We start from the raw sequence: 25,117 nt of genomic DNA on the forward strand, positions 1-25,117 counted from the left end.
GCCGCTTCCGCCCTGCGCGGACGGGGATGCGGCGGCCGACGGGGCGGCCCCGCCCTCGCCGGACGACGCACTCGGCGAGGCCGTCGCGCCTGCCGGGCCCGAAGGCGAAGGCGACGCTGACGACGTGGGCGACGCTGACGACGTGGGCGACACGGAGGCGGACGGCGTCGTACCACCACCACCGCCCTGTGAGTCCTTGCAGTCGGTCCAGAACACCTTGTGTTTGGCGGCGCCCTTCTCGCCGTCGAAGTTCCAGAACAGCTTGTAGTGCCCGTCGGGAAGCGACAGGTCCGCCGTGCGGCCGTGACCCTGGCCGTCCAGGGTGATGGCGCCGGCCTTGACGGTCTCGCCCTTGGTGGCGGCGGTCGGAGCCCAGGCCTCGATGTGCCAGTCGACCTTCTGGACCGCGTCGAAGCCGAAGGCGTCGAGGTAGAACGTGCAGACGTGGGGCTCGTTGCGGCGCAGCTCCTCGCCTGTTTTGGCGTCGTGGATCTTCACTGTGCCGTTGTCACCGGGAGCGGTGGCGTGCGCGGCCGGCGCAAGGAGCAGCACGGCCGAGACGCCGGCGGTCAGCGCGCCGGCGCGGATAAGGGTACGCATGGGGCAGGCCCATCTTCGAGATACGACTGGAAAGATGTGGAGGGGGCAGCCCAGCATCCAGTCCCGCCTGACGACGGATCAAGCACGAACAGACAACGAACAGACCTATCACCGACGTGGGAGCCATCCCCGGGACCCCGCGGGCGTCCCGCCGTGTGGAGGCGCCATCTCGGCAGCTCTCGCCTCAACTGGGCATGCCGGCTGCTATGCCCGTCCAGCCGGCATCGCCGCCTTTCACCAGGACGATGATGTCGCCGTTGGGCCTGCCCATGACCGGGTATCCCAGGGCGGTCATCAAACCCGAGACGGCAGCCTGCACCGCAACCCGCATGCCATCCCTGCAATCACCGCCAAGCTGGTCAGCAGCCGGCGCAGCGAATCCGTCAGACGTCGCCCAGGCGACCAGCACACCGGCAGGGGGCATCGTGCGCTGAGCGGTACCTCCCCGCCATGGCGACGAGGCCGGCCGCCCGGCAGAACCCGGACCGCCCCTCGAACGGGTCCTCACCAGGTCATGTGCACGAATTCTTTACCCCGCCCATCACATGTATCACATAGGCTGCGGCCGCCCCTCACACGCTTTCATGGCGCAGACGCCGCTCCCTTTCTTTTCGTTCCAGGGGGTTCGAAACCACCGTGCGTATACGCACTCTCCCTGCCGCGACGGCGCTCGCGGTCCTCTTCTCCTCGGCCGCCCTCGCGGTCGGATCGGCCGCGCCCGCGCTGGCCGACAGCAGCACGCTCCTGCCGGTCAAGTCGGCTGACGACATGGTGGTGGACGGCGTCCACCAGCGGGTCTTCATCAGCGATCCGACCAGCGGCAAGGTCGTTGCCACGAACTACGCGGGCACGGTCGTCGGCACCGTCGACTCGCTGCCCGGCGCCAACGGCCTCGAACTGTCCGCCGACTCCAGCACCCTCTACGCGGCCGTGCCGGGCGCCGACGCGGTCGTCGCCATCGACACGGCCACCGTCACCGAGGCCAAGCGTTATGCGACCGGCGCCGGCATCGACCCGGAGTCCGTGGCCCTCGCGGGCGGCAAGCTCTGGTTCTCGTACGGCGCCTCCGGCAACGGCAACATCGGCTCGCTCGACCTGAGCGGCACCGACCCCGTCGTGGCCGTCGGCCAGGACACCAGCCGCACCTGGTACGACGCCCCGATCCTGGATGCCTCCGCCGGCGCCCCCGGCACGCTCGTCGCGGGAGCACCCGGCCAGAGTCCGGTCGAACTCGCGGTGTACGACGTCTCGTCGGGAACGGCGAGCCGCACCGCGTACGCCTTCGACCCGGGCAACACCGGCGGAGGCAACCTGGCGGACCTCGCGGTAACCCCCGACGGCAAGGACGTCGTCACGGCCAGCGGCTCCCCGTACTACCAGGCGGTGTACAAGCTTTCGGACCTGTCGGCCGACGGCATGTACCAGACCAACTCCTACCCGAACGCGGTGGACATCGCCCCGGACGGCACGGTCGCCGCGGGCACCTTCTCCTGGTACGACCCGGACGTCCACGTCTTCAAGCCGGGCGTCTCCACGCCCGTGCGGCAGTACGACTTCCCCAACACCGGTACCAGCAGCGGCTCCGACACCCTCGCCGCGCGTGGCCTCGCCTGGGCACCGGACGCCGGCAAGCTGTTCGCGGTGTCGTACAACGACGCGAACGTCTACTCGCTGCGCGTCTTCGACGACCCGACCAAGACGGCCACCACCCTGACGGCGAGCGCCCCGGCCACGGGCACCCGCGGCACGGCCCTCACCCTGACGGGCAAGCTGACGTCCTCCGCGCCGTTCCCGGCCGGAACGACGGTGTCCGTCACCCGCACCGACGACGAGTCGCCGAACGGCAAGGCGGTCGGCACGGCGACCGTCGGGTCCGACGGTTCGTACTCCTTCACCGACACCCCGCCGGCGGGCGGCAAGGTGACCTACGGCGTCTCGTACGCGGGCGACGCGGACCACGCGGGCTCCACGACCACGGCCTCGGTGAACGTCGCCCGCACCGCGACCACGCTGACACTCACCAACAACGGCAAGGTGTACGCGTACGGCAGCAACGTGACGTTCACGGCGCACCTCGGTGCGACCTACAAGAACCGCACGGTCGAGATCTGGGCCGACCCGTACGGCTCGGACAAGCCGAACACCCGGGTCAAGACCGGCACGGTCGACTCCCACGGAAACCTGTCCGTCACCCTCCGCCTGACCCGCGACACCAAGGTCACGGCGAAGTTCACGGGCGACACCCGGTACGCGCCGAAGACGACGACCAGCACGGTGGGCACCAAGGTCCAGGTCTCGACGTCGCTCAGCGGCTATTACACGAGCAAGTACGCCTGGAGCCAGACGTACCGCTACTTCCACCAGTCCAAGGACCCCGTCTTCAACACGACGATGACGGCGTACCCGCACCGCAAGTACCAGGTGCAGGTCCAGGCATACGTGAACGGCGCTTGGAGGACCACGGACACGGAGTACTTCGCGCTCTCCACCCACGGCAACGACTCGGTGGTCCTCACGGGCACCCCGCCGAAGGGCGTACGGTTCCGGATCCGGTCGTCCTACATCGACACGTCGTCGGGCGACAACGTGAACACGACGACGTACGGCGGCTGGAAGTACTTCATCTTCACCAGCTGACGCTGCGCTCGGCTTCTCCGCCGGTTCAGAGGGCCGGACCACGAAAGTGGTCCGGCCCTTTGGCGTTCATCCCTCTCGGTTTCCGTCTCGGTTGGCTTTTCGGCTCTCTTCGGACAGCTCCCCGAGGGCATCTCCGACTTGTTGGGCGGCCTTTCGGAACATGGTCCCCGTCACACGCATGTACGGGGCCTCCCATCCGCGCGGCTCCCCGGGCTCCCGATCCATGAGGTCAGGCTTGGCGCTTCCACGACGGGTCGCGGCCCGCCAGGCCCAGAGCACGATCAAACAGCGGCGCGGTCGGCGGCACGGTGACCTCGGGGCCGTACACCCCGTACTGCCTGGCCATATCGGCCTTTTCGGTGATGTCCTCGTACAGCGCGGCCGCGAGTGCGTCGTCCACGTTCAGCTTCTGCCCGGTGGCCACCGCCAGGTCCCAGCCGTGCAGCAGCCATTCCCCCAGCACGATCCCACCGATGAAGCGGGCCTGCATCCGGCTGCTCCCTGTCATCGCCGTCTCGCCGTCCCATGCCTGGGGATCGCTCCACACGGCGGCCGTCGCCGCCGACCGGGCGGCATACGCCTCGGCCCACCCCGCCTCCGCCGTGAAGTCATGGCCTTCCGCCACCTGACCCGGCCGGTCCTGCGGCGGCTGTTTGAGTCCCGCGGCGTACCCCCGCACACCCGTCAGAAAGATCAGGTGATTCACCAGCGCCCCGACCTTCAGCTCCGGGCACGGTGTCCGCCCATCGAGCTGGTCCGGTCCGATTCCGCACACGATGTCCACGGCCGCCTCCGAGGCCCGGGTCATCACAGATCTCAGCTCCATGCCATCCCTTCTCGCCTCTTTCCCGCCTCACGTCAGAACACAGTGGGCAGGACGACGATGCCGAGTCTTGAACGAACGCGACAAGGGGGCATCCTCAACCTTCACACCGCGGCCGAGCGTTCCGGCTCGACCACGCACCGGCCCCGCCGGACCTGACCCCGAACCGAGAACCTCAGTAGCCGACGGGGCCCGGCCGGGCCCGGGCCCGGTCGCGGAACCACGCAGCCGCCCCCACCAGCACCGCCGCCCCCACCCCGTACAAGGGCAGCCACAGAGTCGTCGTGGCCGCCAGGCACTCGGCGACGGCCTTGCGGGCCTGGGTCCCCCGCGCGAGAGCCAGGGCGGCGCCGTCACTGCCGGCCAGGTTGCCCAGCGCGGCCTTCACCTGGAGGGCCTCGTACCTGCCCATCAGATCGCACTCGCTGCGCGTGCCCGGCACCGGGAACAGCCAGGCCCGGCGCTGCAGCAAGGGAGCAAGTGCGATCGCCACACACAGGCCGACGACCAGCGCGTACGCGCCCAGGCCGCGCATGTACGCCGAGCGAATGTCCGGCGTCCACGCCGCCCGTCGCTGGAAGGCGAGCATCACCGCGAGGAGCGTCACCCCGATGCACGTGGCGAACCACTGCCACGAGCCCTGGGCGAGCGCGAAGGTCAGCACCGCGGCGAGTCCGATGCCGATGACCCCGGGACCGGGAACGTCATCGCCTGCTGCGACGGATGCCGGCCTCGGGGTCACTCGGGGGCTGGGATCACTCACGTGCTTCTCCTGCAGGGGGAGGCATCAGCATCCGCCGCGGGCCGCCGCGGCCCTGGTCACCATGCCGTACGGGCCCGGCGCCTCGCCCGGATGGCTCGCACCTGGTCGGCCGCGCGGGCCACTGGCCGGGGCGCGCCCGGGCCGCCTCTTCAGGGTCACGCCCTCGGTGTCCTGAGCCCGCATCTTCTGAGCGCTCGGCTCCGCTCGGGCAGCGGGACCCCGGCGTGGAAGGGGCCCGGCGACTCGTCCGGGCCCCTTCGTTGTGCTCAGGGCGCCAGGGCCACCCCGTCGGCGCCGGGTGCGGACTCGGTGCCGTCCGTGTACTGGGCTGTCACCCAGTAGAAGTGAGTGGTGCCCTTGGCGGCGCCGGTGTCCTCGTAGGAGGTCCCTGTCGGGGCCGCCAGCTTCTCGTACGTCTTGGCGTCCGAGTTCCAGCGGTAGACCTGGTAGCCGGTGGCGTCGGTCACTGGAGACCAGGACAGCTCGACGCCCGCCTCTTCCGAGGTGGCCGTCAGCTCTATCGGCGAGCCCTCCGGCGTCGCCACGCTCGGCGTCATGTCGAGCTCGGTCGCGGTCACGACCTGCGCCTCGCCGGTCGAGTCGAAGGAAGAGTTCCAGGCGTCGTCGACGGCGTCGACGATGAAGCAGGATTCCTCGCCGTCCGGGACGGTGGTGTACGCGTACGAGGTGGTGTCGGCCGACACGTAATAGCCGGGGTAGAGGGAGCACACCTGCTCCTCCTCGTCCCCCCACAGCTCGCCCCGTCGGACCACGTACCTCGCCAGGTCGGCGGTCGGGTTGGCGTCCCAGTGCACCTCGAAGCCGTACTCGGTCGGAGTGACGGTCACCCCGGTGACGGCGGAGGGCGGGGTGAGGTCCCAGAGCGTGCCGCTGGCGGCGACGGACCGCGCCGACTCGTTGCCCGCGGCGTCGAGAGCCGTCACCCGGTAGTAGTAGGTGGTGCCCTCGGCGGCCGAGGCGTCCACGTACGAGACCTGGGCGGTAGCGCCGATGCCGATGTAGGTCCCGTCCGCGCTGGTCGCCCGGTACACCCGGTACGACGCCGCTCCTTCGACCGCACTCCACCGGACCCGCAGATCTTCCGGTTCCCGGGCGATGCTCAGTCCGGTCGGCGCGGGCGGCGCGGTGCGGTCGACGGTCGTGACCGCCTGATCGGCGGTGCCCGTCGACTCGTTGCCCGCCTTGTCGTAGGCGCGGATCTCGTAGTAGTACGCCGCGCCGGTCATCGGCAGGCTCGCGTCCGTGTACGTCGTGGCGGTGGTGGTCGCCAGCCTCGTCCAGCCGGCGCTGCCCTTCGGGCGCCGGTAGACCCGGTAACCCGCCAGGTCCATCTCCTTGTTCTTGGACCAGGCGAGCTTGGCCTTCCCCGTAGCTTTGTCGTACGACACGGAGGTCCCGGTCGGGGTGAGCGGCCTGACCTTGTCGACGGTCGCGGAAGTACGGGGTGAGTAGGCGAACTTGACGTTCGCCGCCCCGGTCCAGTTGACGTAGTCGACGCGGAGGGTGTGCTTGCCGGAGGGAATGGTCAGGTTGACGGTCTTGGAGACCGTCGACGAGACGTTCTTCCACAGGTCGATCTTGCGGGTGCTGTCGAGGTAGACGCGGATGCCGTCCTGGGCCGACGCGGTGAGGGCGAAGGGACCGCCGGAGCCGAAGTCGCGCGTCAGTGTCCAGCGGACGGAGAAGTTGTTGGACGGCAGGCCCGAAGCGGGTGCGCCCGTACGCCAGTTTTCGCTGATCGTGGAGTCGCAGTCGGTCTTCTTCGGTGTGCCCGAGAACGTGGTGTTCGCGAAGAACTGTCGTTTGTAGACAGGGGAAGTGCAGCTGACGGCTGCTGAGGCGGGCGTGGCGAGCACGGTGAGCAGACCGCCCGCGGTGGCGAGCACGACGGCGCCGGCGGCCGTGGAGGTCGTGCGTCGTCTGGCTGAGTTCATTCGGTCCTCTGATCGGATCAGGACGCGGAGAAGAGCGTTCGTGATCACGACACGCGAGGCCGGGAAGAGGTTGTACCGATCTTTACGGTCCCACGACCAGGGCTTTACGCCGCGCGTCCGTGCGGACGGCACGCCTCGGCTTACGGATTCCCGGACGCGGACGCCGAGGAACTGATCGCCACTCGCGACTGGTGAGTCCGGCCGAGGTCCACTTTCGCAACAGGCCCTGGGTACGTCGGTCGATGGCACAGGCGCCCCAGACCGGATCGTCCACAGCTACGCGAACGTCAGGCGGTGGCGTCCCTCGCGTCCGCGGCAGCGGGGAAAAGGCGTTGGACCGCGTGGACGACGGCCGCCCTACGGGCCGCCGTGTCGGGGTCGAGGGCCTGCTCGGCTGCCAGCCGGGCCAGCTCTTCCTGGGCGACCCAGGAGCTGGCGATCTGGTGGACGAGGGCGAGGACGTCGATCGGATCCCACGTCGGGTCCAGATACCCGTCCTGCTGCCCTGCGCGGATCTGCTCGACCTTGTGAAGGATGGCCGCCTGATAGGCGTCCTCCAGTTCGGCGAGGAAGGTCGCGCGTTCCAAGCGGCCCCAGTTGAGCAGCCGGAAGTGCTCGGGGTTGGTGTTGAAGTAGTCGAAGAGCCCGCCGGCGTACTCGGGCAGGTCGGTGGGGTCCATGGGCGTCGCCTCGATCACCGCCAGCAGCTCCCGGCCTGCGATGAAGGTGTAGAGCGCCTCTTTGCTGCGGAAGTACGCGTAGACGCGTTCCTTGCTGGTCCTGGCTTCCTTGGCGATCCGGTCCACTCGCGCCCCGGCGATCCCGTACTGGGAGAACTCTGTCTTCGCCGCGGCGGCGATGCGTGCACGCGTGGAGTCTGCGGGGCTGGGGGCGGTCATGATCCCAGAATATCAAACCAAACGGTTCGGTTTGACCCCGGATCCGACCCGGAGTACGGTCCAAACCGAACCGTTTGGTTTGGGCCCATTGGCACGGCAACTGACCGGACCGGACCCATCACAAGTGGCAACGCATCCAGAGGAAGCACCGCATGAGCACGTCTTTGAGTTCCTACGTCAGCCTCGGCCGCTCCGGGCTGCGGGTCAGCCCGTTCACCCTCGGGACGATGACGTTCGGGGAGGACCACGGCTGGGGCGCCAGTGCGGAGGAATCCAACGCCATCCTGACGGCCTACCTCGAGCGCGGCGGCAACTCGATCGACACCGCCAACATCTACACCAACGGACACTCCGAGAAGATCATCGGAGACTATTTCGCGCGCCGTCCCGAGCTGCGCGACCGCGTGGTGATCGGCACCAAGTTCTTCGCCAACCTCTACGAGAACGACCCCAACGGCGGCGGCCCCGGCCGCAAGGCGATCGTGCAGCAGCTGGAGAACTCGCTGCGCCGTCTGCAGACCGACTACGTCGACCTGTACTGGCTGCACAACTTCGACCCGGCCACCCCCGTCGAGGAGACCCTGCGCACCCTGGACGACCTGGTCCGCGACGGCAAGATCCGCTACGTCGGCTTCTCCGATGTGCCGGCCTGGGCGACCGCCGAAGCGGCCACCGTCGCCCGGTTCCGCGGCTGGGCCCCGATCACCGCGCTGCAGCTGGAGCACTCCCTGCTCGAGCGGACCGCCGAGGGCGAACTGCTGCCCATGGCCGAGGCGATGGGCATGGGAGTGCTGGCCTGGAGCCCGCTGAAGGGCGGGTTCCTGTCCGGCAAGTACTCCAGTGCCACGACCGGCCGCGTGGACACCCGCCGCGCGCATCTGGTCGGTGAACCCAGCCAGAGCGACTACGTCGTCATCGATGCGCTCAACGACGTCGCCCGCGAGATCGGCGCCACCTCCGCCGCGACGGCGCTGGCCTGGGTGCAGAGCCGCACCCCGATCACGTCCACGCTCCTAGGTGCCCGCCGTCTCGACCAGTTCGAGGCGAACCTCGCCGCGCTCGACGTCACCTTCACCGACGCCCAGCGCACCGCGCTCGACGCGGTGTCCGCGCCCACCCTCAACTTCCCCGCGGAGAACAACCGGACCCTGGCGCGGATGCTCCAGTTCGCCGGCGCCACCGTCGACGGCACCCCGTCGATCGTCTCCCCGCTGCTGCAGGCCAGTCCCACTCGCTACTGACCCGGAGCCGGGCATTGTCACGGGCATCGCCCTACCCGTCGACGGCGGCTACTCCGTGCCCCGACCTCCTCCGCGCCGCCCGGCAGGGCAAACGAGGGTCCCGGCCGATCATCGGCCGGGACCCTCGTCATGTCGTGCCTTGTGCCCCGCCGCCGACCTGTGCCACGGGGCGGCGGGGCTGATGCGTGGGGAGGGCGTCAGGTCGAGGTGGGCGCCGCCGGGGGGTGGCGGGGACCGCCGCGTCGCCGATCCGGGATGTCGCGCCGCTCTCCTCGCCGTACACCTGCATTCAGTAGTACGAGGTCGCCCCGGCCTGTGCGGTGGTGTCCAGGTAGGACACCTCGGTGGCGGACAGGGTCGACGTCAGCTCGTCCCACACCTGGGTGGCGGGGTTCCAGCGCTCGACCGTGACCGAGGACGGGGCCGGGCACGAGTCGAACCGACAGGCCCAGGACCAGGTGAGCAGCACCCCGTCCGTGGAGCTGCTCGCGGCCAGGGTCATGGAGGTGCCGTAGCCGTCGCCCGTCCACGGCAGCACCGCCGCTTCGGAGCGCACCCCGCCGGCGTCCACGGCCACCACCGCGTAGTAGGTGCCGAAGCTGGGGCCGGGCGCGCTGGTGTCGGTCACCGTGGTGCCTGTCACGGGCTGGTCCTGGACCGGGGTGCCGGGGTGGGCGGCGTCCACCCAGTTCCGGTAGACGCGGTACCCGGTGGCGCCGGGGACGGGCTGCCAGGACAGCACCGCGTGGTCGCCGTCCTGCCGTGCGGCCAGGCCCGCGGGCCGGTCGGGACGTGTGGTGCCCTCGGGGTACGGGCGCACCGCACAGTCGTAGTCGGAGAAGTTCGAGCGGTTCCCGGCCGCGTCGACGGCGACCGTCCGGTAGCACGTGGGCACGCCGGCCGGTGCGTCGGCGTCCGTCCAGTCCGGGGACGTCGCCGCGGTGAGGTTCGCGGCCTTGATGAACACGGCGTCCGTCTCGGTGCGGCGCCAGACCTCGTAGCGGGCCGTGCTGGGGTCCTTGGCCGACCAGGTCAGCCGGATCCCGTCGGTGGTGCCCTGCGCGGTCGGCCTGCCGGCCGCCTGCGGACCGGGGCCGGGCTCGTCGGACACGTCGATCCAGATCGGGTCGCTGTAGGTGCCCTGGAAACCGCGCACCGCCAGGCAGTAACGGGCCTTTCGGTACGGGGTGGTGTCCAGGTAGTAGGAGTCGGCCGTGTCGTAGGTGACGGCGTTCGCGCACTGGCTGCCGTACGTCGTCCGGTACAGGTAGTAGCGGTAGGCCTCGGACGACGGGGAGTCGTCCCAGTCGAGCAGGATGCCGCCGCTGTCGTCGCGCGTGGCTGTCAGACCGGTGGCCGGGGACGGCCTGGGCGCCGCCGGAGGGGGCAGCCGCTTCAGCTGCACCAGGGTGCCGGAGGAGCGATTGCCCACCCGGTCCACCGAGACGACCCGGTAGTACGGGGTGGCGTCGGCGGCGATCGGGCCGTCGGTGAGGGTGCAGCGGACCTGAACGGCACCGGGGACGTCGGTGCACTGGGGAGTGCTGGGGCTTCCGGAGTCGGTGAACGGGCCGCCGGCGCCCGCGCTGCGGGTCACCTGGTAGCCGGCGAAGTCCTGCTCATAGCCGGGCCAGCCGTCGGTGACCCAGGTCAGGGTGGCGGTGGTGCCGCCGTCGGGTGCGGTGACCTCGGGAGCGGCGGGCGCGGCGGGCGGGGTGGTGCCCGGCGGCACCGGGCGGTTGACGGCGACCGGCGTGGTCCAGGCCGAGTACGCGCGAGGGGTGTAGGCGTCGATCACCTTGCCGACGGCGCGGACCCGGTAGTAGTGCGTCGCGCCCAAGGGCAGGCCGCTTTCGGTGAACTCCGACGGGACGAGCGGGGCGTTGCTGCCCGCGAGCAGGGTCCAGGGGCCGGAGGCCGAGGGGGCGGACTGCACCTGGTAGCCGGTGGCCAGGCCGTGCACGGGGCTGCCGACCGGGTTGTCGGCCCAGTCCAGCACGGCGTCGGCACCGCTGAGCCGGCCCTGGAGACCGGTGGGCTGCGCCGGCGGGTACAGGCCGGTGTCGGGGCGCAGCCCCGAGGCGATGTTCTTGGCGTACTCGCCGGGCTCGGTGGCGGCCGGGGCGGACTCGTTGCCGGCGGTGTCGACGGCGGTCACCCGGTAGTAGGCGGTGATGCCGATCGGGGCGTCCTTGTCGGCGTAGGCGTTGTCCTGGACGACCCGGGCGTCGGCGCTCCGGATCCTGGTCCAGGGACCGCCGGGGGACGTGGCGCGGTAGACGTGGTAGCCGGCGAAGGAGTCCTTGGTGCTGTAGTCGTCGTCCCAGCTCGGCCCCCAGGTCAGGTAGTTCTCGCCGAGGTCGTCGTCGGGGTCGGGCACGCCGTTGCCGTTGAGGTCGATGTCGCCGTAGCCATCGGCCCCCAGGTTGTCCGGTGCCCGCGGCGGGGTGAGGTCGGCCGGGACGGCCGAGACGTTGGCCGAGGAGCGGGACTGATTGCCGGAACGGTCCACGGCGGTGACGGCGAACCAGTACTTGGTGCCGTTGCGCAGCCCGGTCGAGGTGAACGAGCCGCCGGTCAGCAGACCGGAGCCGCTGATCCGGTGTGCGGTGTCGATCGCCACGGGGGTGCTGGTGGAGCGGTAGACCCGGTAACCGGCCAGGTCCGCTTCGGCGTTGCGGCCCCAGCTGACGGTGGCCTTGCCGTCACCCCTCGCCGCCTTGACGGAGGCGGGCGCCAGCGGGGCGACCTTGTCCGGGGTGGTCGGGGCGAGGCTGACGGCGACGTTGGCCGAGCCCGTGAACGCCACATAGTCGACCCGCACGGTGTGTGTCCCGGAGGGCACGGTCACCTTGACGCCGGCGTGCTGAGTGGAGGCGTAGTCGCGCCACAGGTTGACGTAGCGCTTGCCGTCGATCCAGACCCGGATGCCGTCCTGGGCCGCGGTCTTCAGCAGGAAGGGGCCGCCCCCACCGAAGTTGCGGCGCATCGTCCAGCGGGCGCCGAAGCGGTCGTTCGGCACGGATATCCCGGCGGGATGGCCCTTGCCCCAGTTCTCGCCGATGGACTTGTCGCACAGCGACTTGCGGGGTGTGCCGGTAAGGGTGGTGTTGGCGTAGTAGTCGGCCTTCCACACACCGTCGGCGCAGCTCAGGGCCGCGACCGGCGCTGTGTCCGGTCGCGCCTGGGGCGGGGTCTGCACGGTACTGGCGATGAGCGCGGCCCCGGCGGCGGCCGCGGTGACCGGCCACAGCAGCCGGTGCGGCGCTCGGGCGCGGGATTGCGGGGGAACGGGTCTGCCCATCCGGGGCGTCATCCCTCCTCAGGCCCGGCGCACCCGGTGCGGCATGACGGCTCGGGTGTCCACCGGGTGATCGCTTCTGCCGCCGGAATGATGGCATGCGAACAGCTATTCGCATGAAGGTTTCGTGCAGAAATCGTGTCCGCGTTCGGTAACACTCGCCGTGCGGCAGCGGGCTCTTCGGCGGAGCGGCGACGCGGTCATGAGCCGGGCGGACCGCACCCGGGTCCCTGATATCGACTCGCTCCCCGGGTGAGGCGCCCACGCTTACCGTGCGGTGTTATGAAGGGGTCATGAGGTTGTATCTCCGGCTTTTTCGGAGCTCGTCGTGTCACCTTCCACCGGACGCTCGCACAAGGGTCGCGTTTCCCTGTTGAACCCGCGCAGCATTGCCGGACAGGTGTTCCTCATCCAGTTCGTGATCGTCGTGCTGCTGGTGCTGGCCGCGGTCGCCGCCGTGGTGCTCCAGGCGGCGCGTGACGCGCTCGCTCTGGGGCGGCGGGAGTCGGTCGTCGCGGCCCAGTCCTTCGCCAATGCGCCCGGGGTGGCCAAGGCGTTCCGCAGCCCGGACCCGAGCGCGGTGCTCCAGCCGAAGGCCGAAGCGGCCCGCAAGAAGGCGAGCGTGGACTTCGTCATCGCCCTGAGCACAGAGGGAATCCGGTACACGTACCCCTACTCCGGTCAGATCGGCAAGAAGTTCGTCGGGAACATCGGGCCGGCGCTGCGGGGCCACACGATCGTGGAGCAGGCCGGCGGCCCGCCTCTGCCCGCGGGCCGGGGAACGGACGTGCAGGCGGTGGTTCCGGTGACCGACGCCCGGGGCAGGGTCGTCGGCCTGGTCTCCGCCGGGATCACCGTCAAGAACGTCACGCGGCTGTGGGTGCCGCAGCTGCCGCTCATCGCCGGGGCCGGTGCGGGCGCGCTGGCGCTGGCCACGGCCGGGACCTCGATCATGGCCGGGCGGCTCCGGCGCCAGACACGCGGACTGGGCCCTCCGGAACTCGCCCGGATGTACGAGCACCACGACGCGGTGCTGCACGCGGTCCGGGAAGGGGTGCTGATCACCGACGCCGACGGGCGGCTGGTGCTGGCCAACGAAGAGGCGAAGCGACTGCTGGCTCTGGACCAGGGCGAGCTGGGGCGTCCGGTGCACGAGCTGGGACTTCCGAAGGAGATCACGCGCCTGCTCGCGTCGCCGGGAACGGCGACCGACGAGGTGCATCTGGCCAGGGACCGCTTGGTGGCGGTGAACAAACGGCCCACGTTCCCCGACGAGGGCCGGGGAGGCAGCGTGGTGACCTTGCGCGACACCACCGAGCTGGCGACGGTCTCCGGACGGGCCGAGGTGGCGCGCGAGCGGCTGAAGCTGCTGTACGAGGCGGGGGTGCGGGTCGGAACGACGCTGGATGTGGGGCGTACGGCCGAAGAGCTGGCCGAGGTCGCCGTGCCGCAGCTCGCCGATGTCGTCACGGTGGATCTGCTGGACGCGGTGCTGTACGGCTGGGAACCGACGGCGGAGGGCTGGCGGCAGCAGCGGCGTGTGGCCCTCGGCGGTGATCACATGGTGCTGCCGGTGTACCCACTGGGGGAACTGATCACGTTTCCGACGGGCGCCCCGCAGATGTGGGCGCTACGGCTGGGCCGGGGTGTGCTGGAGCCGGACCTCAAGGAGGCGCGCGGCTGGCAGGAGCAGGACCCCGAGCGCACCCGGAAAGCCCTGGAGCTCGGGCTGCATTCCCTGGTGACCGTGCCGCTGCAGTCGCGGGGTGTGCCGCTGGGCGTGGCGAACTTCTACCGGATGGGGGACTCCCCCGCGTTCGTGCCGGAGGACCTGTCCTTCGCGGAGGAACTGGCCGCGCGGGCGGCGGTGGCCATCGACAACGCCCGGCGGTTCACACGGGAGCACGCGATGGCGGTGACACTGCAGCGCAGTCTGCTGCCGCGGGGACAGCCGGAACAGGACGCGCTGGAGGTGGCCTGGCGGTATCTGCCCGCGGAGGCCGGGGTGGGCGGGGACTGGTTCGACGTCATCCCGCTGCCGTGCGCCCGGGTGGCGCTGGTGATGGGCGACGTCGTCGGTCACGGGCTGCACGCGGCCGCCACGATGGGGCGGCTGCGCACCGCGGTGCACAACTTCTCCACGCTGGACCTCCCGGTGGACGAGGTGCTCGGGAACCTGGACGACCTGGTGGTGCGCATGGACAGCGAGGAGGGCGCCGAGGGCCAAGAAGGCGAGTGGGTGACGGGAGCGACGTGCCTGTACGCGGTCTACGACTCGGTGACGGGGGCCTGCACGATGGCCCGCGCGGGACACCCCGACCCGGTGGTGGTGTGCCCGGACGGGACCGTCACCTGGCTCGACGTGCCGGCCTCTGCCCCGCTCGGGCTGGGAGGCTACCCCTTCGAGACAGCGGAGCTGCGTCTGCCCGAGAACGCACAACTGGTGCTGTACACCGACGGCCTGGTGGTCGACCGTCGCCGCGACATGGACGTCGGGCTGCGCGGGCTGCACCTGGCGCTGGAAGGGGACGGCGAGCGGAGTCCCGAGGAGGCCTGCCAGGTCGTGATCGACGCCCTGAAGCCGGCCCATCCCTCCGACGACATCGCGCTGCTGGTGGCGCGTACCCGGCTCCTTCCCCGCTCGTACGTGGCCGAGTGGGAGGTGCCCTCAGACCCGGCGGTGGTGCCCTCGGTACGGGCGCGCTGCACGCAGAAGCTGCGGGAGTGGGAGCTGGAGGAGATGGCGTTCACCACGGAACTCATCCTCAGCGAACTGGTGACGAACGCGATCCGGTACGGATCTCCGCCGGTCGGGGTACGGCTGCTGAAGGGGCACTGCCTGATCTGCGAGGTGTCGGACGGCAGCAGCACCTCGCCGCGCCTGCGCCGGGCGGCGGCCACGGACGAGGGCGGGCGGGGGCTGTTCCTCGTGTCGCAGTTCGCACAGCGGTGGGGAAAGCGGTACACACCCGACGGAAAGGTCATCTGGGCGGAACAGACCCTGGACGAAGGCCCGTTCGCCGTCCCGACCCTCACACCGGTCGACGTTCTCCTGGAGCAGTTCGGCGAGGCCACCCTCTGAGCGCGCCGGCCGCCGGAGACCATCCGGCCGCCGGCGGTCTCGGCACATGCCGTCCCGCGCCCGCCACTGTCCATAAGCGGACGTGCCGTCGGGCGGGCGCGGTCGCGAACCGTTCTGCCGGTCAGCCCTTGTTGGAGCCCAGGGTCAGCCCGCTGACGAACTGGCGCTGGAGCACGAAGTACACGACCAGCGTGGGGATCGCGGTGAGCAGAGCGCCGGCGGCGACCAGGTTGGGGTCCGTGAAGTACTGGCCGGAGAGGTTGTTCAGCGCCGAGGTGATCGGCATGTTCTCACCGGTGGAGATCAGCACGAGGGCCCAGAAGAAGTCGTTGTAGATCCAGATCGACAGCAGGGTCGCCAACGCCGCCATCGCCGGCTTGCACAGCGGCAGAGTGATCTGCCAGTACAGCCGCCACACCGAGGCACCGTCCACCAGCGCCGCCTCCGTCAGTTCGTGCGGCAGGGAGCGCATGTAGTTGCTCAGCACGAACGCGCAGAAACCGGACTGGAACGCCACATGGATGAGGACCAGGCCGAGCGCGGAGTCGTACAGCTTGCCGCTCGGGGTGATGCCCGGGAGGTCGGTGAGCAGGTACAGCCGGTACAGCGGGGTGATGATGACCTGCTGCGGGAGGAGGTTGCCCGCCGTGAAGACCAGCAGCAGCGCGAGGTTGAGTCGGAAGTCGAAGCGGGCGACGTAGAAGGCGACGCAGGAGGACAGGAACAGCGTCAGCAGCACGGCCGGGACGGCGATGATCAGCGTGTTGCCGAAGTAGTGCAGCATGTCCGACTGCGTGAACGCGTTGGTGAAGTTTTCCAGACTCAGCTTGTCCGGCCAGGACACATAACCCTTGTTGCTGGTCTCGCTGTACGGGCGCAGGGCCGAGAAGATCGCCCACAGCAGGGGTGCCAGCCAGGCCAGGGCGGCGCCGGCGAGGAAGACGTGCAGCAGGATCCGGGCCGGCCGCACCGGGGCGCGCCGCTTGAGTGCGGCGGTGGAGGCGCTCACGATCGCCGCTCCTTCCGGAAGGTGGCCACCAGGTAGGGGATGATGACCGCGAGGGAGATCACCAGCAGGACCACGGCGATCGCTGAGCCGTAACCGATGCGGCTGGACTCCCCGATGATGTTGTTCGTCACCAGGATGGACAGCAACTCCGTGCCCTGGGCGCCCTTGTTGAAGACGAAGACGAGGTCGAAGGCGCGCAGCGCCTCGATGATGGTCACGACGAGGACGACCGTGTTGGTCGGCCTCAGGGTGGGGAAGATGACGCTCTTGAACGTCTGCCACTCGTTCGCGCCGTCCAGCGCGGAGGCCTCCCGCAGCGACGGGTCGACGCTCTTCAGGCCGGCCAGGTACAGGATCATCATGTAGCCGGTGTGCCGCCAGGACGCGGCGATGAGCACGGCCCACAGGTTGAGCTTCGGGTCGCCGATCCAGTCGATGTAGTGGCCGGGCTTGTTGGCCCCGATGATGCTGTTGATCAGGCCTGTGTCGGGGTTGTAGACGAGCTGCCAGACGAACCCGATGCAGGCCATCGAGATGACGACCGGCAGGAAGAACGCGGTCTGGTAGACACGGCTGAACCGGATCTTCTTGTCCAACTGCACGGCCAGGAACAGGCCGAGCGGGGTCGGGATCAGGATGAGCACCACGAACCAGATGACGTTGTGCTCGACGGCGGGCCAGAACTGCGGGTTGTCGGAGAACAGTTGCTTGAAGTTCTCCAGGCCCACCCACTTGATCGAGTCGAACCCGATGCCGTCCCAGGTGGTGAAGGCCAGCGCGATGGAGGCGAGGGCGGTGACCCAGACCAGGGCCACATGCAGGACCGTGGGCACGCCCGCCATCAAGGCGAGTGTGAACCGGTCACGGCGGGTCAGCAGACGCCGGTGGCTCTGGGTGGCCCGCTTGGTTCGGGAAGCAGCGCCCGGAGGCGGCACGGCGGCCGCCTCCGGGTTCTTCGTCGTCGTGTCGGTCGTCATGGCGCTGGTCACGAGGACGCGAAGATCGTCTTCTTCTGGCGCTCGATCGAGGACAGCAGGCTGTCGACGCCCTTGGGGTTCTGGACGAACTTCTGCAGCGCGGGCTGCATCACCGTGGAGGTGAAGTCCGGCCGGCTGTCGCGGTCCATGAACTGGGTGAGGGACTTGGCGCCGCTGATCATGTCGAACGCCTTCTTCTGCAGCGCGCTGTACGAGGAGGTGTCGGCCTTGGAGGAGGCGGCCACCACGCTCGGGTCGGTCTTGAGGTAGGTCTCCTCGGCCTCCGGGGAGCCCAGGTACTCCATCAGCTTCACGACACCGTCGTGGTTCTTCGGGGCCTTGCTGACCATGAAGCCGTCGGTCGGCGCCTCGACGGTGTCCTGACCGTACGCGGAGTCGATCTCCGGGAAGGCGAAGAAGTCGAGGTCGTCCAGGTCGGCCTGGTTGGTGAACTGCTGCGCCACGAAGCTGCCCAGGAGGTACATGCCGGCCTTCTTCGCGACCAGCGTCTGCGCGGCGTCCTGCCAGGTGCGGCCGAGGGCGCCGTCCTGGTGGTAGGGCAGGATCTCGGTCCAGTGGTCGAAGACGGCCTTCACCTTGGCATCGGTCCAGGACGCCTTGCCCGCCATCAGCTGGACGTGGAAGTCGTAGCCGTTGAGGCGGAAGTTGATCTGGTCGAACGTGCCCATCGCCGGCCACTGGTCCTTGTCGCCGAAGGCGATCGGGACCAGTCCGTCCTTCTTCATCTGCTTGCACAGGGCCAGGAACGCGTCCCAGGTGGTGGGGACCTGGTAGCCGTGCTGCTGGAAGACGCTCTTGCGGTAGAAGACCGCCCACGGGTACGTCGTCAGCGGCACGAAGTAGTACTTGCCGTCCTCGCCCTTGCTCAGCTTCTTCATCGCCTCGGGGAAGTTGTCCCCGATCTTCTGCCACACGTCGTCGATCGGGGTGGCGAGCTTCTTCGCGGCGAAGAACTGCATGCGGAAGCCGGCGAACCAGTTGAACACGTCGTCCGGCGTGCCCTGCAGATAGGAGTTGATCTGCTCCTGGAAGGTGTTGTGGTCCTTGGTGTTCACGTCGACCGTGATGCCGGACTGCTTCTTGAAGGCCGCGTAGACCTGTTCGAAGGCCTTCTTCGGCACCGCGTCCGAGGCATTGGAGCCCACGGTGACGGTCTTCGAGTCGGCAGCCGCGCCGCTGCCGCCGCAGGCGCTCAGCAGGGGTATGCCGGCACCGGCGAGGAGGGCTGCTCCACCGACTCCGCGCAGCAGGGAACGGCGGCTCGGGCTGGGGAGGGAGAGACCGGAGGGTGTCTGGTGCATGACGGCTCCTGGAGGGCAGGGTCGGCGATGACTGGCACTGGGGACCGGGTCAGAATCAATCAGAAACCAACTTGACCGAACATTGTGGCCGTCATCCCACTCGCATGTCCGGTGTACGTCAAGAGGTACAACGACCGTTTTGGAAACGTAATCGACACCGCATCGATTGCCCCCGCTGACGAGCGGGCCGCCCACAGGGCGTGCGACGCCCGCGTCCGTCCGGCATTTCGAATGGCCTTTCCGCAGGTCAGCGGCGGTCCTACGGTCGCCGAAGGACGCCGGACCGGGGCGGGGCCGCGAGCCGCGGCCGTCCGGGAGGCAGGCGAACCAAACAGTTTCCCGCACCGGCCACGGCTGACCCGTCACGAGTGGCGCTTCGTCAGATCCCGCTGCGGCTAGCCGATCCGTACCGTCCTCGACACCGTGACCTGCTCGATGTCCGACGTGCGGACCGTCACCTTCAACGTCCAGGTGCCCGGCAGCGGAAGGTTCAGCGCGTCCGCGGTCCAATAGCCGCCCCGGTCCCTCACCTTGGCATCCAGTGGACCGATGTCCCCCAGCTTGAAGGCCAGCCGCAGTTCGGGGACGGCCGCGATACCGCCGTCGGGACCGTAGGCCACCGCCTGGACCTGGTTCTCGCCCACCCGCCCCGGCGTCAGTTCGATCTGCACCTTGCCGTGCCCACCGGGCGTCCCCACGTCGAACGGCACCACCGTGGTGGCGCCGAGGGGCTGTTCGGCCGCGGTCTGCGCCGCCTGCGCCTCGGCGGCCGCCCGGCCCGGCTGCGTACCCGTCAGCAGGGTCGTGATCACCAGCACCACGATCCCGATCGTGATCTCCGCCAGCACCGAGCGGCGCAGGGCCCTCCGGTACGGCGCCCGGTCGCCCTCGGACGCCCTGCCCGGCCCGGAATCCGCGCGGCCGCTCTCCTCTTCGCCGTCCTCGGGTGTGGCATCCGGCTCGGTGCGCGGCTGCCGGGGGGCGCCGTCTCCAAGGGCCGCCTCCGCCTGTGCCCTCGCCGCTCCCACCGGTTCCCGCACCCGTTCGGGCACCGTCACGTCCGGCGCCGTCACCTCCGCCGGCACCCCGAGCCGTGCCGTCCAGCGGCGCGAGAACGCCGCCGCCGTGAGCAGCAGCACGACCGCGACCAGCTTCACGGTCAGCAACCTGCCGTAGGGCGTGGAGGTGAGCGCGCCGAGGGAGCCGAGGCCGCGCCAGGACTGGTAGGCGCCGGTGACGACCAGGACGGCGACCGCGGCGAGGGCCAGCCGCGAGAAGCGGGTCACGGCGGCGGCCGGGAGTTCGTCGGGTGCCCGGTACAGCGCCGTGAAGAGGGCCACCAGACCGCCCAGCCACACCGCCATCGCCAGCAGGTGCAGCACGGCCGAGGTCATCGCGAGCGGCACCTGGGTGCCCGCCGCGGCGTGCTCGGCCACCGACCAGGTGAGCGCGAGGGCGAGCGCCGTCAGACTCACGACCGCAAACCGCAGCCGGCCGCCGAGCACCGCGGCACCCGCCGTCCCGGGACCGTCGGCCGTCCGCTTCCCGCCCCGTGAGGGCGCCGGCCCCAGCCGCGCGGCGACCACCGCCGCCGCGCCCAGCAGCACCAGCCGAGCGAGCAGGGCCAGACCCGGGCGGCTCGTCAACGACTCGCGCAGGACCGACAGTTCGAAGGCCGTGGCCGGGCTGCTGCCGCGCTCGTACGGCCCCCGCAGCACCAGCAACGCGAGCGTGGACGCCAGCAGCGTCCACCAGCCGCCCACGAGCAGACCTCGGGCCGGCTCCACACCGGTCGCCATCGCGAACACGGTCACGCCGAGCAGCAGGGCCAGACCGCCGTAGGCGATGTAGCGGGCGATGTCGTAGAGCCGCACGGAGGCCGTGTCCTGGACCTCGTCGTACGGCAGCGCCGCGGTCGTCGCCGAGGGCTTGCCGACGGAGAAGGTGAGGGCACCGGACACCGGGTGGCTGTCGGCGGACACCACACGCCACGCCACGATGTACGTGCCCTGCGCAAGGCCGGGAAGGGTGACGCGGGCGGTGTCCGACCGGCCGTCGGCGTGCTCCTGCTTGCCCGTGTGGACCCTCCGGTTGCCCGGGTCGAACACGCGGATGGAGTCGTCCAGCAGGCCCACCGACTCGGAGAAGGTGAGCGTGACGGCCCTGGGCGACGCCTTCAGCACGCTGCCGTCCGCCGGGTCGGTGCCCTTCAGGGTCGCGTGCGCGGAGGCGGAGCCCGCGCCCGCGAGGAGCATCAGGGGCACCACGAGCAGCACGAACGCGAGGTGCCGCAGCCGCCCTCCGCGCGCGACCGCTCCCGCACGCCCTGCGCCCACGCGTTCTGCGCCCACGTCATGTCTCCCGTGTCGGCCGGTCCCGGGTCCTGGTTAGGTACGGACGGGACCCGCCGCGCGCTCAGCGCGGCGGCGACGAGGCACACCCGTACGTGCGTCACGCCATCATGCCGGGGAGCCGTGTCACCACGTCGGCCGGGCCGACACCCCGCCGTCCACCACCAGATCGTGGCCGGTGATCCAGGACGCGAGCGGCGCGGCCAGGAACACACAGGCGTCGCCGATGTCCTCGGGGCGCCCCAACCGGCCGGTGGGCACCGCCTGCTGCCACCGGCGCACCCCCTCCGGCCACTCCTCGGCCAGGCCCTCGCGGTCGATCAGACCGGGCGAGACGGTGTTGACCCGGACGCCGTACGGGCCGTACTCGAGGGCCGCCGACCGCGCGTGCATGACGACGGCCGCCTTGGACGCGCAGTAGTGGGCGTGCAGCGGTGCCGGGTTCCTGGCCTCGATGGAGGCGATGTGCGTGACGGTGCCGCCGCCCGCCGTTCGCATGACCTCTGCCGCCGCCTGGGTGCAGGCGAACACGCCGGAGAGATTGGTGTCGACCACGGCCTGCCAGTCGGCGGCCGTCATCCCGGCCAGCTCCTGGACCGGCTGCACCCCCGCGTTGTTGACCAGCGCGGTCAGCCGGCCGCCGCCCCACTCGGCCGCGTCGCGGACCAGACGCCGGCATCCGTCCTCGACGGTGAGATCGGCCCGCAGGACCACGGCACGGCCGCCCGTGTCACGGATGCGCGCCGCCACGTCGTGGGCCGCCCGGACCGAGGTGCGGCAGTGCACCGCGACCGCGGCCCCCTCCTCGGCGAACCGCAGCGCGATCCCCCGTCCGATGCCCCCGCCCGCCCCGGTCACCAGGGCCACCTGTCCCGCCAGCAGCCCGCTCACGACCGGCACAGCCCGGCGATCCGGGCCGCCTCGGCCGGGTAGCGGGCGGTCAACTCGGCTGCCTCGCCGTGCTCGTAGCCCTCGTACGTGAAGCCCGGTGCCATCGTGCAGCCGAACAGCGCCCACGCCCCGCCAGCGGCGACCCGTCCGCCCATCCAGGTGCCGGCCGGCACGGTGAACTGGACGTGCTGGCCTTGCAGGACCTCGGGGCCGAGGACGGCGGTACGGGCGCTGCCGTCCTCGGCGAGGAGCAGCAGCTCCAGCGGATCGCCGAGGTAGAAGTGCCAGACCTCGTCCGCCGGGAGGCGGTGCAGCGCCGAGTAGTCGTCCGGTTCCGCGGTCAGCAGGGCGACGATCGCGGTGCCCGCCGGACGCCCGTCGGGCAGCCGCGGCCCGGCCCAGGTCTGCCGGAACCGGCCGCCCTCGCGCGGGATCGGTTCCAGGCCGTAGTGCGCGATGAGGTCGTCAGGGGTCACGGCAGGCAGGCTAGTTGCCGGAGGCGGCCCGCAGGGTGAGGAACGCGAGCTGGGCGCGCTTCTCGGGCAGGTACACGTCCGGCAGGTCGACCTCGGGCAGCACGACGACCGGCCCGGCCTCGAAGCCCTGGCACAGGAAGCGGGCGATCGCCTTCTCGTTGCGCTCGTCGGGGTCGACGACGATCCGCTGCCGGTGGAGTCCGGTGAGCACGTAGGACGCGAAGACGGTGAGCAGGGCCGACGTCCAGCCGGCACGTGGACCCGCGGAGCCGGGCGGAGCGAGGAGGACGTGGACTCCCATGTCTCCGGGTTCGACCGCGTAGCACTCGCCGACCCGGTCGGCCTCCGGTTCGTAGGTCTGCAGAAGTGCCACCGGTTCGCCGTCCTTCACGGCGAGGAAGGCGTGGTGGGTGTCGAGGGTGGCCATATGGGCGTAGATCTCGGCCACTTGCTGCCTGGTCATTTTGTTCATGCCCCAGAAGGAGGCGCCTTCCTCGCTCACCCAGGCGTGGACGACGTCCAGATCGGCCTCGGGGTCCAAGGGCAGGATCCGGACGGTGCCGAAGCCGTCGAGGACCTGCTCGTGGACGGCCTCGCGGGCGACGGCGTTCGGCTCGGTGGTCATCGGCGTCTCTCCTTGGTCAGACGGTTCCAGTCGGTGACGACCGGGACGAGATCTCCCCTCAGCCACAAGGGGAGTTGGTCGCGGTGATGGGGCGAGTCCGGGACGCCGTCGGCTCCGAGGGGGACCACCCAGAGGCTGTCGTCACGCCGGGCGAGGTCCCAGACGTAGCGGGCCGCCGGGCCGCGTGCGCTCAGATCGGTCAGCCCGGGGACCGACGAGGTGCACAGAACGCAGTCGTGGTCGCCGGACAGACCCGGTTCGTCGTACGGCGTCCCCGTGAGCGCCCGCCAGGGAGCGAGTCGGTGCGTGTCGCCCCAGGTGCCCTGCGGCGGGTTCCCGGCGGCCTCCTCGATGGCCTCCCGCACGATCGCGGCACGGTCGATGCCGTACAACTCGTCCGCGCCCAGGAGGTGTTCGAGGGCGAGTCCGATCCGGGGAAGCAGGGCGAGCCAGGGCTGGAAGACCTCCGGGTAGGCGGGTGGGGCGGTGAGCCCGGCGAAGGCGGGGTGCGCCGCGAGCCGCCGTACGACCGCGCCGCGCACCGCCGCGTACACCGCCGCCTCTTCACTGTCCGCGCCCATGTGCCGGTCCCAGCGCAGCAGGCGGTCGCGCAGCGCGGCCGCCGCGGGGGTGAGGCCGTCGAGGTCCCGGAGGCGGTCCAGCAGGGGGCCGGCGGAGCCGAGGCGTGTGTCCATGTGGAGGGCCGGCATCTCCTGGGCGGACCAGGCGGACCGCTGCTCCAGCAGATGGCGGATGCGGGCGGCCCGGTGCCCGGGGGCGAACTCGACCCCGAGCGGGGCGGCCGGTCCGCGCTGGTTGGCCATGACGGCGATGCCGTTCTCCACCGTTCCGTAAGGGGTGTCATGCCGCCCCCGCCACTCGTGGCCGGGCTCCCAGGCGGGAACGAGCCGCGTCCGGTTGGCGGCGGCGCGCAGGGGCACCGTGCCCGCGACACGGTGCAGCACTCCGCCGTGGACGTCAGCCGCCAGCACCACGTTGACGGGCTCGGCCCACCGGTCGAGTGCCCGGTCCAGATCGGCGACGCGCCGGGCACGGAGGAGGGGAAGCAGCGCGCTGAATCCGAGGTCCTCGGTGACACGGGGCGGATGGCGCAGGGAGACGGCCAGGGGGATGTCCGCGTCGGGTCCGGTTCGCTCGGATCCGGATTCCTCCGGGCCGGCTCCCTCCCGGCCGGCTCCCTCCGAGCCGGTTTGCTCGGGGCCGCCGATGACGACCGGGCCGCGCTCCGTCTCGATCACCTCAACTTCGACGGGATCGCCCCCGGCGACCTCGACGGTCTCGACCAGCCGGGTCACGGCCCGCCATCGCCCGTCCGGGTCCAAGGCCTCGACACCACCGCCCGCCGTCCGCCGCAGGCGCTCGCGGTACAGGTCCTGGTAGTCGGCCATCGCGTTGGTGATCGCCCAGGCGACCGGGCCCGCGTGACCGAAGTGGGCGATGCCGGGGACGCCCGGGACGGCGAGCCCGACGACGTCGAACTCGGGGCAGGCGAGGCGGATCTGCTGGTAGACGCCGGGGTCCTCGATGAAGCGGTGGGGGTCGCCTGCGATGACGGCCTGCCCGGTGACCGTGCGCTCACCGCTCACCAGCCAGCCGTTGCTGCCCGAGGTGCCGGGCCCGTCGGCCGCGAAGAGGCCCACGGCGTCCTCGCCGAGATGCCCTACGGCCTCCTCGCGCCAGAGCTTGGCCGGGAAACCGGCGAACAGGATGTGGGTGGAGAGCCAGATGCCGAGAGGGTGCCAGGGCTCCCAGTGGCCGGGGACGAGACCGGTCCCGGCGAACTCGGGGTACGCCGGGTGCCCTCGCCCAGCCCGTCGTTGACCCCGTCGGCGTACGCGCGCACCCAGGCGGCGGTCTCGGGGTCCTGTCTCTCAAGGGCCGCGAAACAACGTCTGGCCGTGTCGTCGAGCCGGGCGCGGCGCGCGAAAAGGTCCCAGGCCAGGCCGGTTGCACCGAGGAAGGACGCCGAGGTGCCCTGTACGCGATGCCGCTCCACCTCCAACTGCCACGCCCGGTCCGAAGCGGTGACCCGGCCCTGGGCGCGGGCCAGGGCGAGCGCGTCACCGGCTCGCAGGTGCGGGATGCCCCAGGCATCGCGGTAGGTCTCGGTTGTCACTCCAGTGACCTTCTCTTTAGGTTAGCCT

17 protein-coding genes and 1 pseudogene are annotated in these 25,117 nt (G+C 70.6%); 3 read left to right on the forward strand and 15 right to left on the reverse strand.

Annotation, left to right across the window (positions count from 1 at the left end):
* Both ABZ904_RS12630 and ABZ904_RS12635 read right to left on the reverse strand, forming a co-directional pair.
* Nucleotides 1-600, reverse strand: a 600-nt coding sequence (locus ABZ904_RS12630; protein ID WP_361822885.1) for a hypothetical protein, incomplete at its 3' end; no start/stop codon positions are given.
* A gap of 184 nt (nt 601-784) precedes the next feature.
* The gene (locus ABZ904_RS12635) at nt 785-1,009 is read right to left on the reverse strand and encodes a hypothetical protein (protein ID WP_361822888.1); all 225 of its coding nucleotides are present in this window, start codon (nt 1,007-1,009) and stop codon (nt 785-787) included.
* Nucleotides 1,010-1,236: 227 nt separating this feature from the next.
* On the opposite strand from ABZ904_RS12635, the gene ABZ904_RS12640 reads away from it, so the two are divergent.
* Nucleotides 1,237-3,237, forward strand: coding sequence for an Ig-like domain-containing protein (locus tag ABZ904_RS12640; RefSeq protein ID WP_361822890.1), 2,001 nt, complete (start codon nt 1,237-1,239; stop codon nt 3,235-3,237).
* Nucleotides 3,238-3,466: 229 nt separating this feature from the next.
* Here ABZ904_RS12640 and ABZ904_RS12645 read toward each other — a convergent pair whose 3' ends face one another.
* From ABZ904_RS12645 to ABZ904_RS12660, 4 genes are all read right to left on the reverse strand, one after another.
* Nucleotides 3,467-4,063 carry a TIGR03086 family metal-binding protein gene (locus tag ABZ904_RS12645; protein ID WP_361822893.1) on the reverse strand — a complete coding sequence of 199 codons (597 nt, stop codon included), beginning with the start codon at nt 4,061-4,063 and terminating at the stop codon, nt 3,467-3,469.
* 172 nt (nt 4,064-4,235) lie between these two features.
* A complete protein-coding gene (locus tag ABZ904_RS12650; RefSeq protein WP_361003236.1) occupies nt 4,236-4,823 on the reverse strand; it encodes a hypothetical protein in 588 nt (195 codons plus the stop codon).
* A gap of 266 nt (nt 4,824-5,089) precedes the next feature.
* Nucleotides 5,090-6,778 (reverse strand): PA14 domain-containing protein, encoded by a 1,689-nt coding sequence (locus ABZ904_RS12655; protein WP_361822896.1) that lies wholly within the window; start codon nt 6,776-6,778, stop codon nt 5,090-5,092.
* Nucleotides 6,779-7,065: 287 nt separating this feature from the next.
* Nucleotides 7,066-7,677, reverse strand: a complete 612-nt coding sequence (locus ABZ904_RS12660; RefSeq protein ID WP_361822899.1) for a TetR family transcriptional regulator — start codon at nt 7,675-7,677, stop codon at nt 7,066-7,068.
* Nucleotides 7,678-7,829: 152 nt separating this feature from the next.
* Between ABZ904_RS12660 and ABZ904_RS12665 the strand changes: the two genes are divergently transcribed.
* Nucleotides 7,830-8,918 carry an aldo/keto reductase gene (locus tag ABZ904_RS12665; RefSeq protein ID WP_359397434.1) on the forward strand — a complete coding sequence of 363 codons (1,089 nt, stop codon included), beginning with the start codon at nt 7,830-7,832 and terminating at the stop codon, nt 8,916-8,918.
* A 289-nt stretch (nt 8,919-9,207) separates the two neighbouring features.
* Here the strand turns inward: ABZ904_RS12665 and ABZ904_RS12670 are convergent, their stop codons facing one another.
* A complete protein-coding gene (locus tag ABZ904_RS12670; protein ID WP_361822902.1) occupies nt 9,208-12,222 on the reverse strand; it encodes a PA14 domain-containing protein in 3,015 nt (1,004 codons plus the stop codon).
* Between the two features lie 367 nt (nt 12,223-12,589).
* Here ABZ904_RS12670 and ABZ904_RS12675 point away from each other — a divergent pair, with 367 nt between their 5' ends.
* The gene (locus tag ABZ904_RS12675) at nt 12,590-15,301 is read left to right on the forward strand and encodes a SpoIIE family protein phosphatase (RefSeq protein ID WP_361823100.1); all 2,712 of its coding nucleotides are present in this window, start codon (nt 12,590-12,592) and stop codon (nt 15,299-15,301) included.
* Nucleotides 15,302-15,422: 121 nt separating this feature from the next.
* Here the strand turns inward: ABZ904_RS12675 and ABZ904_RS12680 are convergent, their stop codons facing one another.
* The 8 genes and pseudogenes from ABZ904_RS12680 to ABZ904_RS12715 form a co-directional block, all read right to left on the reverse strand.
* On the reverse strand, nt 15,423-16,310 hold the full coding sequence (locus ABZ904_RS12680) for a carbohydrate ABC transporter permease (protein WP_359397430.1): 888 nt from the start codon (nt 16,308-16,310) through the stop codon (nt 15,423-15,425).
* Complete coding sequence (locus ABZ904_RS12685; protein ID WP_359397428.1) at nt 16,307-17,287, reverse strand: sugar ABC transporter permease; 981 nt, start codon at nt 17,285-17,287, stop codon at nt 16,307-16,309. The genes ABZ904_RS12680 and ABZ904_RS12685 overlap by 4 nt, the downstream gene beginning before the upstream one ends.
* An 8-nt stretch (nt 17,288-17,295) precedes the next feature.
* The gene (locus tag ABZ904_RS12690; RefSeq protein WP_359397426.1) at nt 17,296-18,609 is read right to left on the reverse strand and encodes an ABC transporter substrate-binding protein; all 1,314 of its coding nucleotides are present in this window, start codon (nt 18,607-18,609) and stop codon (nt 17,296-17,298) included.
* Between the two features lie 395 nt (nt 18,610-19,004).
* A complete protein-coding gene (locus ABZ904_RS12695; RefSeq protein WP_361823102.1) occupies nt 19,005-20,864 on the reverse strand; it encodes a copper resistance protein CopC in 1,860 nt (619 codons plus the stop codon).
* Nucleotides 20,865-21,086: 222 nt separating this feature from the next.
* Nucleotides 21,087-21,860: a glucose 1-dehydrogenase gene (locus tag ABZ904_RS12700; protein WP_361003246.1), complete on the reverse strand. Its 774-nt coding sequence runs from the start codon at nt 21,858-21,860 to the stop codon at nt 21,087-21,089.
* The gene (locus ABZ904_RS12705; protein WP_359410879.1) at nt 21,848-22,327 is read right to left on the reverse strand and encodes a cupin domain-containing protein; all 480 of its coding nucleotides are present in this window, start codon (nt 22,325-22,327) and stop codon (nt 21,848-21,850) included. The genes ABZ904_RS12700 and ABZ904_RS12705 overlap by 13 nt, the downstream gene beginning before the upstream one ends.
* A 10-nt stretch (nt 22,328-22,337) precedes the next feature.
* Nucleotides 22,338-22,952: a GNAT family N-acetyltransferase gene (locus tag ABZ904_RS12710; protein ID WP_361003249.1), complete on the reverse strand. Its 615-nt coding sequence runs from the start codon at nt 22,950-22,952 to the stop codon at nt 22,338-22,340.
* A pseudogene (locus tag ABZ904_RS12715) lies at nt 22,949-25,089 on the reverse strand (penicillin acylase family protein). The gene ABZ904_RS12710 and the pseudogene ABZ904_RS12715 overlap by 4 nt, the downstream one beginning before the upstream one ends.
* Nucleotides 25,090-25,117 lie beyond the last annotated feature (28 nt).

It is taken from the genome of Streptomyces sp. NPDC046900, from assembly GCF_040644975.1.
Taxonomy (GTDB): domain Bacteria; phylum Actinomycetota; class Actinomycetes; order Streptomycetales; family Streptomycetaceae; genus Streptomyces.